The sequence below is a fragment of the Pedobacter sp. MC2016-15 genome (assembly GCF_026239695.1).
Taxonomy (GTDB): Bacteria; Bacteroidota; Bacteroidia; order Sphingobacteriales; family Sphingobacteriaceae; genus Pedobacter.
On record NZ_JAPIVS010000007.1, the window covers coordinates 60513 to 75407 of the forward strand.

The window sequence follows — 14895 nt, forward strand, 5'->3', positions numbered from 1 at the left end:
GATAAATCTTAGGTTTTTGAGCAAAAAATGGGGTCCTTTAAGTTAAAAAGGGAGTTTTGACTCCATGGATTGTGCCTGCTATTCTTTAGCTTTACGTTTTAAATTCAAATATAAAATGTGTGGAATAGTAGGTTATATAGGGCACAGGGAAGCCTGGCCAATCGTCCTTAAGGGCTTAAAAAGACTGGAGTACCGCGGTTATGACAGTGCGGGTATCTCTCTTATCAATAATGAAGGACTGAACATCTATAAAAAGCTGGGTAAGGTTCAGGAGCTGGAAAACTTTAGTACCGGCAAAAATTTGTCGGGCAGCATTGGCATGGGGCATACGCGCTGGGCTACGCACGGTGTTCCTTCCGACAGGAATTCACATCCACATACCTCTAACGATGGCCGCCTGACGATCATCCATAACGGGATCATCGAAAATTATGCGGTGCTGAAGGAGGAGCTGGCTTCAAGGGGTCACGTCTTTAACAGTGATACGGATACGGAGGTGCTGATACACCTGATCGAGGAGATCTTTCGCAAGGAAAATGTGGACTTGCTGGAGGCTGTTCGACTGGCATTACACCAGGTGAGTGGTGCCTATGCAATTGTGATCATGGATGAAGAACAGCCTGATCAGCTGATTGCCGCACGTAAGGGCTCTCCGCTGGTGATCGGGGTAGGTGCAGGTGAATATTTCATCGCTTCTGATGCAACGCCAATCATAGAATATACGAAAAATGTAATCTATCTTAACGATAACGAGATCGCTCTTGTGAAACGGGAGGAGCTGGTGATCAAGAGGCTGGACAATGTGGTTCAGACGCCTTACATCCAGGAGCTGGAACTGAAGCTGGAGATGCTGGAGAAGGGTGGCTATGAGCACTTCATGCTGAAGGAGATCTATGAGCAGACGCGCTCCATCCGGGATTGCCTCCGTGGACGTATTTATGCGAATGAGGGTCGCGTACAGCTGGGTGGTATCAAGGAATATGGGGATAAACTCAAGAATATCGACCGGATTATCATCGTGGCCTGTGGTACTTCATGGCATGCGGGTCTGGTGGGTGAATACCTGATTGAGGAATATGCGCGTATACCTGTGGAGGTGGAGTATGCCTCGGAGTTTCGCTACAGGAACCCGATTATTACGGAAAAAGATATTGTAATTGCGATCTCTCAGTCGGGAGAAACGGCGGATACGATGGCGGCGATTCAAATGGCGAAGGAACGTGGCGCTACGATCTTTGGGGTGTGTAATGTGGTGGGTGCATCTATTCCGCGGTTAACGCATGCGGGAGTGTATACACATGCTGGTCCGGAAATCGGAGTGGCATCAACAAAGGCATTCACAGCTCAGGTGACGGTGCTGACGCTAATGGCGTTCTACATGGCGCAGCAGAAGGGTACGCTGACGCAGGCGAAACTGGTGGAGCTGCTGACGGAGCTGGATAATATCCCTGAGAAGATCGAAAAAGCTTTGGAATCGAATGAACTTATTCTGGAGATCGCTCATAAATTTAAAGACTCACGCAACTGTTTGTTCCTGGGTAGGGGGAGTGGTTTTCCTGTAGCGCTGGAAGGGGCTTTGAAGCTGAAGGAGATCTCGTACATTCATGCAGAGGGTTACCCTGCTGCGGAGATGAAACACGGGCCTATCGCGCTGATTGATGAGGAGATGCCTGTAGTGGTAATTGCCACGAGGAATTCTTCGTATGAGAAGGTGATCAGTAATATCCAGGAGGTGAAGGCGCGTAAAGGTATTGTGCTGGCGATCGTTACTGAAGGGGATACTGAGGTACGTGATATGGTGGATTACTGTATCGAGATTCCTGATGCAAGTGAGGCGTTTTTGCCGCTGCTGGCGACGATTCCGCTGCAGTTACTGGCGTATCATATCGCGCTGCTGCGGGGTTGTAATGTGGATCAGCCAAGGAATCTGGCGAAGAGCGTTACTGTTGAATAAAAAAAGGTGCTGTGTTTTTGATGCTGTACGCTGCTGAAACGCAGCCTAAGGCATCAAAAATACAGCACCTTTTTTTAAGAAGCAATCGTTGCAGTAGTTCTGCTAACGGCGATCTTCTTTACGGTTTGGATGATGCCATTCTTATCGTATCCACAGATCGCCCATAACTCAGGCTGCTCGCCGTGCTCCACAACTTCATCAGGTAGTCCCAGACGGATAACATTTGCCTGATAGTTATGATCAGCCATGAACTCAAGAACGGCAGAACCCATGCCGCCCTGAAGGCAGCCGTCTTCTACTGTGACAATCTTTTTATAGCGTTTAAACACATCGTGAAGCAGTACCTCATCAAGTGGTTTCACAAAACGGATATCGTAATGGGCAGGATGGATACCTTCGGCATTGAGCTCCTTACAGGCCTCTACAGCAAAGTTTCCGACATGACCGATCGTCAGGATGGCAACATCTTCACCATCACAGATTTTACGGCCCTTACCTACTTCAATAGCTTTGAAGGGACGTTTCCAGTCGAGCATAACACCTGATCCCCTTGGGTAACGGATAGAGAATGGTCCCGCATCTTTCAGCTGGGCAGTATACATCAGGTTACGCAGTTCTTCCTCATTCATAGGTGCAGCAACCGTCATATTCGGGATGCAGCGCATATAAGCCAGGTCGTACGCACCATGGTGTGTAGCACCATCAGCACCAGCCACGCCGGCACGGTCAAGGCAGAACACAACATTCAGGTTCTGGATCGCTACATCGTGGATCACCTGATCATAGGCACGCTGCATGAAGCTGGAGTAGATATTACAAAAAGGTACAAGCCCCTGTGTAGCCAGTCCGGCAGAGAACGTTACGGCATGCTGCTCAGCTATACCGACGTCAAAGGCACGGTCGGGCATGGCCTTCATCATGATATTCATGGAAGATCCCGAAGGCATCGCAGGCGTGATCCCTACAATTTCTTTATTGTTTTCCGCCAGCTCCACAAGGGTATGTCCGAAGACATCCTGATACTTTGGTGGCTGCGGTTTATCATTCAGAGATTTTTTAATCTCCCCCGTCATTTTATCAAAGAGACCGGGTGAGTGCCACTTGGTCTGATCTTTCTCTGCCAGGGCAAAGCCTTTACCCTTTACGGTTACGCAATGCAGCAGTTTAGGTCCGGGAATATCTTTCAGGTCGCGCAGAATAGCAGCAAGCTTTTTCACATCGTGGCCATCCACAGGTCCGAAGTACCTGAAGTTTAAGGCTTCAAACAGATTGCTTTGTTTGAGCAGGGTACCTTTGATGCTTTTTTCGATCTTTTTTACAAAGGTATGGGCGTTAGGGCCCAGTTCCGAAAGCTTGATCAGTACGCTTGATATATCATCGCGGAAGCGATTGTAAGATTTGGAAATTGTAATGCTGGTAAGGTATTCCTTCAGAGCACCTACGTTGGGATCGATCGACATACAGTTGTCGTTCAGGATCACCAGCAGGTTAGAGTTTTCTATTCCGGCGTGGTTGAGGCCTTCAAAAGCCATCCCTGCGGTCATGGAACCATCCCCGATGACAGCCACATGCTGACGGTCATTTTCGCCCTTGTAATGGGAGGCTACAGCCATACCCAGTGCTGCAGAAATGGAAGTGGAAGAGTGGCCGACACCAAAGGTATCGTATTCACTTTCACTCATCTTAGGGAAGCCACTGATACCATTGAGCACGCGGTTGGTATGGAAAACAGACTTTCTGCCGGTCAGGATTTTATGTCCGTAAGCCTGATGGCCGACATCCCACACGAGTTTATCGTAGGGGGTATTGAGTACGTAATGTAAGGCAACAGTAAGTTCTACCACTCCCAGGCTGGAGGCGAAGTGCCCTCCGTTAACGCTCACAACATCAATGATATACTGACGTAATTCCTGGCTGATTTGCTCGAGATCATCTTCTTTATACTGCTTGAGATCAGCAGGGTAATTTATGTTCGGTAGTAATGGAGTGGTAAAGTTTTCCATGCAGATATTAGTAGACAACAATATACAAAGTACGTGATTTTAGTTAATAAAACCGCGAAATTTTAGCGTTTACATCATTTGTGTTTAAACGTGTGAGCAGGATGACATATTTATGCCCTTAAAATTGGCAGGAAATCGTTATTTTTACCGAAATTATATTTTAATAAATGGAAAGAGATACTTTAATCTTTGATTTGATTGACAAGGAATTAGACCGTCAGGAGAATGGCCTTGAGCTGATCGCTTCAGAGAACTTCGTAAGCAGACAAGTAATGGAAGCTGCAGGTTCAGTGTTAACGAACAAATATGCTGAAGGCTTACCAGGCAAACGCTATTATGGAGGTTGTCAGGTAGTTGATGATATCGAAACTATTGCCATTGAGCGTGCGAAGAAACTATTTGGCGCTGCATGGGTAAACGTTCAGCCTCACTCTGGTGCACAGGCAAATGCTGCCGTGATGCTTGCAGTATTGCAGGCTGGTGATAAGATCCTTGGTTTTGATCTTTCACATGGCGGTCACTTAACGCACGGTTCTCCGGTTAACTTTTCAGGAAAATTGTACCAGCCACTTTTCTATGGTGTAGGTAAAGAAGACGGACGTATTGACTATGCTAAACTTGAAGAAGTAGCACTGGCAGAACGCCCGAAACTGATTATCTGTGGTGCTTCCGCTTATTCGAGAGAATGGGACTATGCTTTTATCCGCAGTGTAGCCGATAAAATTGGTGCTTTGGTACTGGCAGATATTTCTCACCCTGCAGGATTTATTGCTAAAGGATTGCTGGCAAACCCACTTCCACATTGCCATATCGTTACAACGACTACGCACAAAACGCTTCGCGGACCACGCGGAGGGATGATCATGATGGGCAAAGATTTCGAAAATCCTTTCGGTTTGAAAACTCCTAAAGGCGAAACACGCATGATGTCATCTGTACTGGATATGGCTGTATTCCCTGGAACACAGGGCGGACCATTGGAGCATATCATTGCCGCTAAAGCAATCGCATTTGGCGAGGCACTGAGCGATGATTATCTGGTATATATCAAACAAGTTCAGGCGAATGCGCAGGCTATGGCGAAGGCTTTTGTTGCCAAAGGATATGGAATCATTTCTGGCGGAACAGATAACCACCTGATGCTGATCGACTTGAGAAATAAAAATATCACCGGTAAACTTGCTGAAAATGCGCTTGAAAAAGCTGATATTACGGTGAACAAAAACATGGTGCCTTTTGATGATAAATCACCTTTCGTAACCTCAGGAATTCGTGTAGGAACTGCTGCAATTACTACCAGAGGTCTGAAAGAAGAACAAATGGGCGAAATCGTTGATTTAATCGATCAGGTGTTGACAAACGCTGAAGATGAAGCAAACCTTGCCGCTGTTAAGAAACAAGTAACTGCCCTGGTTACACGTTTCCCATTATATAAGTAAAAATTAAAGGGTTAATCAAATATGTTGCAGAATTCAGGAGTGTTGTCAAATCATGAGCATGACAGGTTATGTGCCTTACATGCTTATCACATCCTGGATACCCCCGCAGAAAGCAGCTTTGATAACCTGGTTAATTTAGCCACCCAGATATTTAATATGCCCATTGCCTTTATCTCTCTTATAGATGAGAAAAGGCAATGGTTTAAATCTTCTATCGGTCTCAACGATAAGGAGATGCCCCGTGAAGCTTCCTTCTGTGAACATACCATCGGGGGAACTGATATCATGGAGGTTTGTGATACCCTGCTGGACAACAGGTTCAGTACGTACGGTATCGTTACCGAAGAACCTTTTGTACGTTACTATGCAGGTGCTCCGCTGATCGATGAGGATGGTTTTGCACTGGGTACGCTCTGCGTGGCCGACAGCAAACCCAATGAGCTTTCCGATCTCCAGAAGGACATTCTCCGCAACCTGGCGAAGGAGGTGATGGTGCACATCAAATTAAAGAAAAAGGAGCAGGAGATTGCTGCCAATGCCCTGCGGCTGGAGGAAACGAAGAAGCTGGAAAGCGATCGCATGAAGCTCTCTTTTGTGGCCAGCAAGATCAATAATGCGGTAGTGATCAACGATTCCAATAACCTGGTGACCTGGGTAAATGCGGCATTCGAAAAAATTACCGGATTTACATTGGAAGATGTAAAAGGAAAACGCCTGAGCGACCTGATTACTGGTCCGAAGACGGATATGGAACTGCTGGACGAAGTAAGACGGCTGACCGAAAAACGGCAGTCATTTACGATCGATATGCTGGCCTATCGCAAGGACAAACGTGAGATCTGGGTTTCCCTGTACAATACCGTGGTGCTGGATGAAGAGGGCAATGTGGATGCTGAGATAGAAATCATCATCGATATCACCGATAAGAAAAAGGCCGAGGAAGAGCTGATGCTGCTTTCGCTGGTGGCGAGTAAAACCGATACAGGGGTAAGCATCCAGGACAAGGAAGGAAGAACCACCTGGGTGAATAAGTCGCTCGAAAGAATGACGGGCTACACCATGAAGGAATTACGCGGGCACCAGATGGGAAATATCTTGTCGCCCAATTTCTACGACCAGGACCTGATTGAAGAATCGCGGAACAAGAGCTTAAACAGTCAGTCGTACAGTATCGAAGTGCTGGGCGAAAAGAAGGATGGCACACCGATCTGGTTTTCTATCTCGAATACGCCGATATTAAACAGCAGGGGCATGGTTGAACGCCAGATTGACCTGATCTCTGATATTACCCAGCGCAAGCAGGTAGAAAAGGAGATGATTGAAGCCAAAGAACAGGCTTTAAAGTTGAGTCAGGCGAAGCAGATGTTTCTCTCAGTGATGAGCCACGAGATCCGTACGCCGTTAAATGCCGTGATCGGGATGACACACCTGCTACTGGATAACGATCCGAAAATCTCGCAGATTGATGACCTGAATATCCTGAGGTTCTCGGGAGAAAACCTGTTGCATATTATCAATGATATTCTTGATTTTACCAAGATTGAAACGGGCAAGATGGAACTGGAAATCTTTCCTTTCAGTCTGAAGACACTGGCCAATGATATTATCCATTCCCTGCAGGTTAACGTTAAGAAGAACAGCAATGAACTCCGACTGATATTTGACCAGAATATACCTGCGCAGGTGTCAGGGGATAAGAACCGTTTGTATCAGATCCTGATGAACTTCCTGGGTAATGCCATCAAGTTTACGGACAAGGGGCTGGTGCAACTGAGGATTCAGCTGATAGAGGAAAATGACAGTGAGGCGGTGATCAGGTTTGAGGTGGAGGATAATGGTATTGGTATACCAAAAGATAAACAACAGTATATCTTCGAAACGTTTACGCAGGCAAAGACTGATATCTCCAGAAAATACGGCGGTACAGGATTAGGACTGGCGATTACGAAGAAGCTGCTGGACATGTTTAATTCTGAGATTACTGTAGAGAGTACTGAAGGAAAGGGCACGACCTTCTCCTTTGATATGAGATTTAGCAGGACGCATGAGCAATCCCTGGCATCTGCACTCGGACCTGAGATGAGTGTATTTATCGGGAAGAAAATTCTGGTGGTAGATGATAACGAGATCAACATCCTGATTGCAAAGCGCATACTGAGCAAATGGGGTCTGGAGATCGATGCTGCCATCAACGGCTATGAGGCGATAGATAAGATCATGACCATACATTACGATCTTGTTTTTATGGATATCAAAATGCCGGGACTTGATGGGTTTGAAACAGCGGGTATCATTCGTGATATCAGTGGCCTGTATTACAAGGAGGTGCCGATCATTGCTTTGACAGCCTCTACTCTAAAAAATGATCACTACAAATTCAAGGAATGCGGTATGAATGGGCATGTGCTGAAGCCCTTCAATCCCGAGGAGATCAAACAATTGCTTTCAGGCTTCCTCTCTGCGGAGACACTGGAAAGCCAGTACTAAGCCTCTTCATCTAACCAGAAAGGCGTTTTAAAAGATAAAGGGCCGATATTTCTGGGAAGAAATGACCGGCCCTTTTACCATCTAAATTAACGCTCTCGAATATATAAACGCAGACATTCCTGAAATGTTTTATTCCGGGATAAAAAAATAAGATTTATTTCTTTTTACTCCGTAAAAGCAAGCGCAGCTATGCTGAGCTGCTGCAGCCCGCTGTCCAGCAAAACCTGTCCGCATGCCTCCAGCGTGGCGCCGGTAGTGATGACATCATCCACCAGTAACACATGTTTACCTGCAAGGGCTGCCTGATCAGGGACACTGAAAACAGCCTTCATATTCTCGAAGCGCTTATAGCGGTTTTTTTTGGTTTGCGTAGCTGTAGAACGTTTGCGGATGAGCTGAGTGGTTCCGACAGGAATATGCATCACAGCGGATATACCTTCGGCGATCTTCTGGCTCTGGTTATAACCGCGGCTTCTTCTTTTAGCGGGATGGAGTGGGACGGGGATAATCAGGTCTGGCAGCGCATCAGCAGTTGTAAAGCCTTCCAATAACTTTTCTCCGAGTATTTCCCCCAGCCTGACGCCCAGTTCAGACTGGGAGCGGTATTTGAGCTGGTGAATGAGCTGCTGCACTTTGGAGGTCTTTCTGAAATACAGCATCGCCATAGCACTATGACAGTTGATCCTGCCCCAGAATAGCCTGGCAAGGGGGTTGTCGGGATAAAGATGGAAGTCGGTATAAGGCAGGTCGTACAGACAAGTTGTGCAGATCTGTTTTTCTCCATGAAAAAGCTGTTGCCCGCAGGCTGCGCAAAGATCAGGGAACAGCAGATTGAAAAAATCTGCCAGGTATCTTTTGAGGATGGTGGCTTTAAATTTCATGCCGCCAATGTACTGCCGTTCTGGAATATCCTGTTAGGCCTTTTCTTTCACCGCCAGCTGTCCGCAGGCAGCATCGATATCTTTTCCGCGGCTGCGTCTGATATTGGTGTTTACGCCCTGGCTTTTGAGGTAGTTGGAGAAGGCATCAATTTTATCACCTTCGGCATTGATGAAATCTGCAAACTGGATAGGGTTATACTCAATCAGGTTCACTTTGCAGGGTACATGTTTACAGAACTTGGCCAGGTCCATGGCATCCTGTATCTCGTCATTGAAACCATTAAAAACGATATACTCATAAGTAACCGGGTTTTTGGTTTTTGCGAAATAATACCGCAGTGCTTCTGCCAGTGCTTTCAGTGAGTTATGCTCAGTGATGGGCATGATCTCGTTCCGTTTTTTGTCGTCTGCCGCGTGAAGAGAGAGGGCAAGATTAAACTTAGCACCATCGTCGCCGAGTTTACGGATCATTTTGGCGATGCCCGCTGTAGAAACGGTAATCCTTTTATAAGACATGTTTAAACCATCAGGAGCAGTGATGCGCTCGATGGATTTCATGACATTGGCATAATTTAACAGCGGTTCGCCCATGCCCATATACACGATATTGGTAAGGGGAGCATTGTAATTCTTTTTGGCCTGCTCATCAATTAAGACCACCTGATCATAAATCTCATCAGCATTGAGGTTACGCTTTCTGTCCATATAACCCGTAGCGCAGAACTTGCAGGTTAAACTGCAGCCTACCTGAGAGCTCACACAGGCTGTCATCCGTTCTTCCATCGGGATGAGAACCCCTTCCACGATGTTGCCATCGTATAAACGGAAACTGCTTTTGATGGTATGATCGTTACTGTGCTGCGAGTTATTTACTGATACCACATTGATGGCATAATTTTCATCCAGTTTCCTTCTCAGGTCTTTGGAGAGGTTGCTCATCTCCTCGAATGTACGCGCAGATTTTTCCCATAGCCATTGGTAAACCTGTTTGGCTCGGTAGGCGGGCTCGTTCATTTCTTTGAAGTGTTGCTGAAGCTGGATCAGATTCAGTGAGCGGATATCAGTTTTAGTTAGTGTTGCAGGCATTTGATGCAAAGTTACCTAAAATTTGTAAGCCACCCAATATTTATAATGAGTTGACTTACAGATGGCATTAGGATTTCGGGGTGCTGCAGAGGGGCATGCTGTTAGCATTCCGCACTCTGCTGATTGGGTTATCTTTTAGGACTTCTGGTTTTTCCTGCAGGAGCTCCGGATTTTCCGTTTGATGGTCTTACAGGTCTGCGGCTTGGTCCGCCGGATTTATTCCAGTCGCCCGCCGCTGAAGCAGGTTTATATGAAGATGAGCCTCCGGCTTTTGACGGCCTTTCTGAAGCTTCTCCTCTTCCTGCACCGCTTCTTGAAGATCTTGGAGCATCTGCTCCGGCTTTAGCTCTTCCAGCTCCGGCCGGTTTAGCACGTGAAGAAGATCTTTTTGGTGTTACATTTACCAGATCATCATCACCTTTGACTGATTTTTTGGCAACCCTCTTAGGAGTTTTATCTGCTACAGAGCTTGATTTGGCTACCAAATTATAGATATCCGTTTCCTCTTCAGGCGTCAGTTCTCTCCATTCGCCAACCGGAAGGCCTTTAAGGCTGATATTCATGATACGCACACGTTCCAGTTTGGTGACATTGAAACCAAAGTGTTCACACATGCGTCGGATCTGTCTGTTGAGGCCCTGAATCAGGATGATCCTGAAAACAAAAGGACTTTCTTTGATCACCTTACATTTTTTGGTCATAACGCCCAGTACAGGTACACCCTTGGCCATGTCAGTAATGAACTTATCTGTAACCGGCTTATCAACCGTTACCAGGTATTCTTTTTCGTGATTGTTGCCCGCACGTAGGATCTTATTAACCAGATCGCCATTGTTGGTCATGAAGATCAGTCCCTGCGAGTCCTTATCTAACCTTCCGATAGGGAACACACGCTCGCTATGGTTCACATAGTCTACAATATTACTTTTTACCCCTGCTTCGGTAGTGCTGGTTACGCCAACAGGTTTATTAAATGCCAGTAAGATAGAATTTTCTGCCTGTTTAGGCTCGATGGTCTGTCCGTTTACCGAAACCAGGTCGCCGAAATAAACCTGGTCGCCAATTTTGGCTTTTTTGCCGTTAATGAATACATTCCCTTGCTCTATATACCTGTCAGCCGCTCTTCTTGAGCACATTCCGCTTTCACTGATGTATTTATTTAATCGGGTGGTAGAATCAGCCATAAATTAATTAATTGATTTTCTTTTTACAAAGTAATCAATTAATACCCATATATGCTATCAAAATAATTTAATAGGCTTTCACTACACTATTAACTGGCAAGTATCAGGAAGCTATTTGCAAGCTGATGGTAATTGGCTAATTTTACACCAAATAAAAGTATACACACAAATTATATGATCATTCCTTCCCCTCAGAACGATGTGGATCACAACTTCGTCGCCATGTTTCAGCACGGCGATAAAGAGGTGTATGCCCGTCTGTATAACAAATATGCACCTGCTATGCTTGGTGTATTACAGCGAATGACAGGGGACAGGGAACTGGCTGAGGAATGTGCCAATCAGGCTTTTCTCGCGATCTGGTCACAGCGGAAGGAGTATGATCCTGCGAAGGAGCGCTTGTTCACCTGGATCATGAAAATTGCGAAGCAGTCGCTCGCCTGTGTGGCTCCGGAGAAAAGAAACCAGATGGCCGATGAGATACGCGAGGAGATAGACCTGGTGTATGCCATGGATATCAAAACATATCTTCAGGAGATGCAGAAGGAGCAGGGTGATAATTTTGCTGCAGGCCTTGATGCAAACATCCGCGAAGCTATCCATCTCATATATTTTGAATCACAGAGCTTTGCCGGTGCGGCAGAAAAAATTGGTATCCCTGCAGACACCCTCAGGGGGAAAATGATTCAAACGATCAAACAAATTAAGGGTTCCATACTGTCATGATGAATCTGGAAGAATTTATAGCGTCCGGGATTCTGGAACTGTATGTTCTGGGTGATACTTCTGATGAGGAAACTGCGGAGGTCCTGATTATGCTGAGTAAATTTCCAGCAGAGATTACACATGAAATTGAGGAAATCAGCACAGCGCTGGAAAAACTTGCACTGGAAAATGCCGTAGAACCATCCGCAAAAGTAAAGGAAGGTTTTTTTGCCAAATTAAATGAACTGGAAGCCGGCAAGGCTGCGGCTAAGTCGTCAGTTCAAAGGGGAACTGTATTACATCAAAGCAGCCGGCCAGCGACTGAAATCCCGCTCTTAACGCATTTTTCAAAAAAAGAGGATTATACTGACTGGTTCAGTCCTGAAGACCTGCTCATGCCTGAAGGCTTTGCGGGTGTACACCTTAAAATGCTCGGTCATACCGAAAAGATGACCACCTTGCTGATCATCGCCACTGCAATTGAAGGTGAAGTGCATCATGACCTCTATGAAAAACTACTGGTGATTGAAGGCACCTGTAATGTTATTGTAGAGGGTAAAGTGCATACTTTTCAAAAAGGGGATTACATCAATATCCCACTCCATAAATGGCATGATGTAGTGATCCCTGATGGTACGATCTGCAAGGCCATTCTGCAAAGAATCCCCGTATAAATATCTTTCGCTTTTATCAGCTTTGGCGGGAATAACCGTTATTTGTACGATATGATTTCATACATTTCCGCATCCTGGATCTACCCTGTAAGCACTGAACCGCTGGAAAATGGCGTTATCGCGCTGCATCCCGACGGTACTATTGAAGAAGTACTGTCTGCAGAGGAGGCATCAGCAAGAAACATCACCGATATTTCCTCTCATGAGGGTATACTGGTTCCCGGACTGGTGAACACGCACTGCCATCTGGAACTTTCTCATTTAAAAGGAAAGATTGCGGAGCATACCGGTCTGCCTGGTTTTGTACAGCAGGTGATACAGCAGCGTGCTTCTTCTCCTGAGGAGATCGAAAATGCGATGCTGCATGCCGATGAGGAAATGTATAACAATGGTATCGTAGCCGTTGGGGATATCTCTAACCAGCCCGTTTCAAAAAACGTTAAACTGAACAGCAAAATCTATTACCATACTTTTGTAGAGGCCATGGGCTTTAATCCGGCAAAGGCGGGCGACATTATCGCCGCTGCGAAGCTTACCCGGGAAGCATTTGCTCCTCTCAAGGCCACGATCGTACCCCATGCACCGTATTCTGTTTCGGCCGAGCTCTTTCAGGAGATCAATGCACTTTCCGGAATCACAGGGGAGTCGGTTTCGATACATAACCAGGAGACGGCTGATGAGAATGCTTTTTTTGAAAGCAAGACTGGGCATTTCCTGAAGCTCTATGAGTTTCTGGGGCTGGATATCTCTTTTTTTGAAGCCGGCGGGAAATCTTCATTGCAGAGCTATCTGCCACGGTTATCTGCTGCGCCAAGAACGCTGCTGGTGCACAATACTTTTACAAGCAAAGCTGACCTTGAATTTGCTGCATTAACACATCCACAGCTTTTCTGGTGTTTGTGTCCCAATGCCAATCTTTATATTGAGAACAGGCTGCCTGATATTGCGCTGCTGAAGGATGCAGGCATAAGGCTTACGCTGGGAACTGATAGCCTGGCGAGTAACCATCAGCTGAGTATCCTGGCAGAAATGCTGAGCCTGCAGGAAAGGGAAGCAGTATCTTTTGAGGACGTACTGCGCTGGGCAACACTAAATGGTGCTGCCTTTCTTGGAATAGATACAATATATGGTAGTTTTGAAAAGGGAAAGAAACCTGGTCTGAACCTGATTACAGGGACTGAGGAAGGGCGGATCACAAACCGTACAAAGATTAAGCGTTTGATTTAAAATAAAAGCTATGTCTAACCGAATTAACAGCTTGTTTGATATTCAGTATCCCATTATCCAGGCAGGGATGGTCTGGTGCAGCGGATGGAAGCTGGCCTCGGCGGTATCCAATGCCGGGGGGCTGGGGATCATCGGTGCAGGATCTATGTACCCTGATGTATTGTGGCAGCATCTGCAGAAAATGAAAACGGCTACCGACAAACCTTTTGCTGTAAACATCCCTCTCATGTATCCGGATACGGAAATCCTGATGGACATCATTGTGAAGGAGGGCGTGAAGATTGTCTTTACCTCTGCGGGAAACCCGGCGATATGGACACCCTTTTTAAAGGGAATGGACATTACGGTAGTACATGTGATTTCCAATACGAGGTTTGCGAAAAAGGCAGAGGACGCAGGTGCGGATGCCATCGTTGCGGAAGGATTTGAAGCCGGGGGGCACAATGGGAAAGAGGAAACTACAACGCTGTGCCTGGTACCGATGATTGCCGATGCTGTAAAGATCCCGGTAATTGCTGCCGGGGGTATATCTTCTGGCAGAAGTATGCTGGCAGCGATCGCTTTAGGTGCCGAGGGCGTGCAGGTAGGATCGGCATTTGCCGTTGCCGAAGAATCTTCTGCGCATCCGGCATTTAAGGAAAGGATCATCAAGGCCAATGAAGGGGATACGCGGATGCACCTGCAGAAAATTGTACCGGTGAGGTTACTGCGAAATACCTTTGAAGCAGCCGTGGCAGCGGCAGAAGCAGAGGGTGCAGACCCTGCAACATTAAAATCTTTGTTGGGTCGCGCACGGGCAAAATTAGGTATGTTTGACGGAAATATGGAGGAGGGGGAGCTGGAAATAGGGCAGGTCTCGGCTATGCTGAAGGAAATTCGCCCTGCGAAAGTTATACTGGATGAAATCTGGCAGGGTTTTCTGTCTGAGCAGCAAACGCTCTCTAAGTTTGATATTAAATAAATAAGATGAAGCATATTACGATCAAAATAACGGGTAAAGTACAGGGTGTCGGTTTCAGATATACGACGAAAGTTGTGGCCGACCAGATGGGTGTAAGGGGAATGATCAGGAATGAAAAGGATGGCACTGTATATATCGAAGCAGAGGGAGACGATACGCTGCTGGAAGTATTTCTGGAATGGTGCAACGAAGGGCCTGACCGCTCAAAGATAGAAAACGTGGAGGTTACGCCGGGCGAACTGAAAAACTATCGTAATTTTGAAATTATTAAGAAGTAGAACATCCATTTTCGTT

The 14895-nt window shown here is 46.3% G+C and carries 12 protein-coding genes; 8 read left to right on the forward strand and 4 right to left on the reverse strand.

The window, feature by feature from the left end:
- The first annotated feature begins 115 nt into the window (after positions 1 to 115).
- Positions 116 to 1954, forward strand: a complete 1839-nt coding sequence (gene glmS / locus OQY15_RS18985; RefSeq protein WP_265793509.1) for a glutamine--fructose-6-phosphate transaminase (isomerizing) — start codon at positions 116 to 118, stop codon at positions 1952 to 1954.
- A gap of 74 nt (positions 1955 to 2028) precedes the next feature.
- On the opposite strand, the gene dxs is transcribed toward glmS, so the two are convergent.
- On the reverse strand, positions 2029 to 3957 hold the full coding sequence (dxs, locus tag OQY15_RS18990; protein WP_265793510.1) for a 1-deoxy-D-xylulose-5-phosphate synthase: 1929 nt from the start codon (positions 3955 to 3957) through the stop codon (positions 2029 to 2031).
- 167 nt (positions 3958 to 4124) lie between these two features.
- Between dxs and glyA the strand changes: the two genes are divergently transcribed.
- Both glyA and OQY15_RS19000 read left to right on the forward strand, forming a co-directional pair.
- Positions 4125 to 5396, forward strand: coding sequence for a serine hydroxymethyltransferase (gene glyA, locus OQY15_RS18995; protein ID WP_265793511.1), 1272 nt, complete (start codon positions 4125 to 4127; stop codon positions 5394 to 5396).
- A 21-nt stretch (positions 5397 to 5417) separates the two neighbouring features.
- Complete coding sequence (locus OQY15_RS19000; protein ID WP_265793512.1) at positions 5418 to 7883, forward strand: PAS domain S-box protein; 2466 nt, start codon at positions 5418 to 5420, stop codon at positions 7881 to 7883.
- Between the two features lie 164 nt (positions 7884 to 8047).
- Here the strand turns inward: OQY15_RS19000 and OQY15_RS19005 are convergent, their stop codons facing one another.
- The 3 genes from OQY15_RS19005 to rluF all read right to left on the reverse strand — a co-directional run bounded on the left by OQY15_RS19005 (position 8048) and on the right by rluF (position 11034).
- The gene (locus OQY15_RS19005) at positions 8048 to 8764 is read right to left on the reverse strand and encodes a ComF family protein (protein WP_265793513.1); all 717 of its coding nucleotides are present in this window, start codon (positions 8762 to 8764) and stop codon (positions 8048 to 8050) included.
- A gap of 33 nt (positions 8765 to 8797) precedes the next feature.
- The gene (gene rlmN, locus OQY15_RS19010) at positions 8798 to 9850 is read right to left on the reverse strand and encodes a 23S rRNA (adenine(2503)-C(2))-methyltransferase RlmN (RefSeq protein WP_265793514.1); all 1053 of its coding nucleotides are present in this window, start codon (positions 9848 to 9850) and stop codon (positions 8798 to 8800) included.
- A 128-nt stretch (positions 9851 to 9978) separates the two neighbouring features.
- Positions 9979 to 11034, reverse strand: coding sequence for a 23S rRNA pseudouridine(2604) synthase RluF (rluF, locus tag OQY15_RS19015; RefSeq protein WP_265793515.1), 1056 nt, complete (start codon positions 11032 to 11034; stop codon positions 9979 to 9981).
- Between the two features lie 174 nt (positions 11035 to 11208).
- Between rluF and OQY15_RS19020 the strand changes: the two genes are divergently transcribed.
- From OQY15_RS19020 to OQY15_RS19040, 5 genes are read left to right on the forward strand one after another with little or no spacing between them, the layout of a single operon-like run.
- Positions 11209 to 11760: a sigma-70 family RNA polymerase sigma factor gene (locus OQY15_RS19020; RefSeq protein ID WP_265793516.1), complete on the forward strand. Its 552-nt coding sequence runs from the start codon at positions 11209 to 11211 to the stop codon at positions 11758 to 11760.
- Complete coding sequence (locus OQY15_RS19025; protein WP_265793517.1) at positions 11757 to 12413, forward strand: cupin domain-containing protein; 657 nt, start codon at positions 11757 to 11759, stop codon at positions 12411 to 12413. The genes OQY15_RS19020 and OQY15_RS19025 overlap by 4 nt, the downstream gene beginning before the upstream one ends.
- 51 nt (positions 12414 to 12464) lie before the next feature.
- The gene (locus OQY15_RS19030; protein WP_265793518.1) at positions 12465 to 13640 is read left to right on the forward strand and encodes an amidohydrolase family protein; all 1176 of its coding nucleotides are present in this window, start codon (positions 12465 to 12467) and stop codon (positions 13638 to 13640) included.
- Between the two features lie 10 nt (positions 13641 to 13650).
- On the forward strand, positions 13651 to 14601 hold the full coding sequence (locus OQY15_RS19035; protein WP_265793519.1) for a DUF561 domain-containing protein: 951 nt from the start codon (positions 13651 to 13653) through the stop codon (positions 14599 to 14601).
- A 5-nt stretch (positions 14602 to 14606) separates the two neighbouring features.
- Positions 14607 to 14879, forward strand: a complete 273-nt coding sequence (locus OQY15_RS19040; protein ID WP_265793520.1) for an acylphosphatase — start codon at positions 14607 to 14609, stop codon at positions 14877 to 14879.
- Positions 14880 to 14895: the final 16 nt, after the last annotated feature.

Bases quoted from the DNA above. Each gene is read 5' to 3' on its own strand.
- OQY15_RS19005 (WP_265793513.1), bottom strand. From the start codon at position 8,764: ATGAAATTTAAAGCCACCATCCTCAAAAGATACCTGGCAGATTTTTTC.
- dxs (WP_265793510.1), bottom strand. From the start codon at position 3,957: ATGGAAAACTTTACCACTCCATTACTACCGAACATAAATTACCCTGCT.
- OQY15_RS19030 (WP_265793518.1), top strand. From the start codon at position 12,465: ATGATTTCATACATTTCCGCATCCTGGATCTACCCTGTAAGCACTGAA.
- OQY15_RS19020 (WP_265793516.1), top strand. From the start codon at position 11,209: ATGATCATTCCTTCCCCTCAGAACGATGTGGATCACAACTTCGTCGCC.
- glyA (WP_265793511.1), top strand. From the start codon at position 4,125: ATGGAAAGAGATACTTTAATCTTTGATTTGATTGACAAGGAATTAGAC.
- rluF (WP_265793515.1), bottom strand. From the start codon at position 11,034: ATGGCTGATTCTACCACCCGATTAAATAAATACATCAGTGAAAGCGGA.
- rlmN (WP_265793514.1), bottom strand. From the start codon at position 9,850: ATGCCTGCAACACTAACTAAAACTGATATCCGCTCACTGAATCTGATC.
- glmS (WP_265793509.1), top strand. From the start codon at position 116: ATGTGTGGAATAGTAGGTTATATAGGGCACAGGGAAGCCTGGCCAATC.
- OQY15_RS19040 (WP_265793520.1), top strand. From the start codon at position 14,607: ATGAAGCATATTACGATCAAAATAACGGGTAAAGTACAGGGTGTCGGT.
- OQY15_RS19035 (WP_265793519.1), top strand. From the start codon at position 13,651: ATGTCTAACCGAATTAACAGCTTGTTTGATATTCAGTATCCCATTATC.
- OQY15_RS19025 (WP_265793517.1), top strand. From the start codon at position 11,757: ATGATGAATCTGGAAGAATTTATAGCGTCCGGGATTCTGGAACTGTAT.
- OQY15_RS19000 (WP_265793512.1), top strand. From the start codon at position 5,418: ATGTTGCAGAATTCAGGAGTGTTGTCAAATCATGAGCATGACAGGTTA.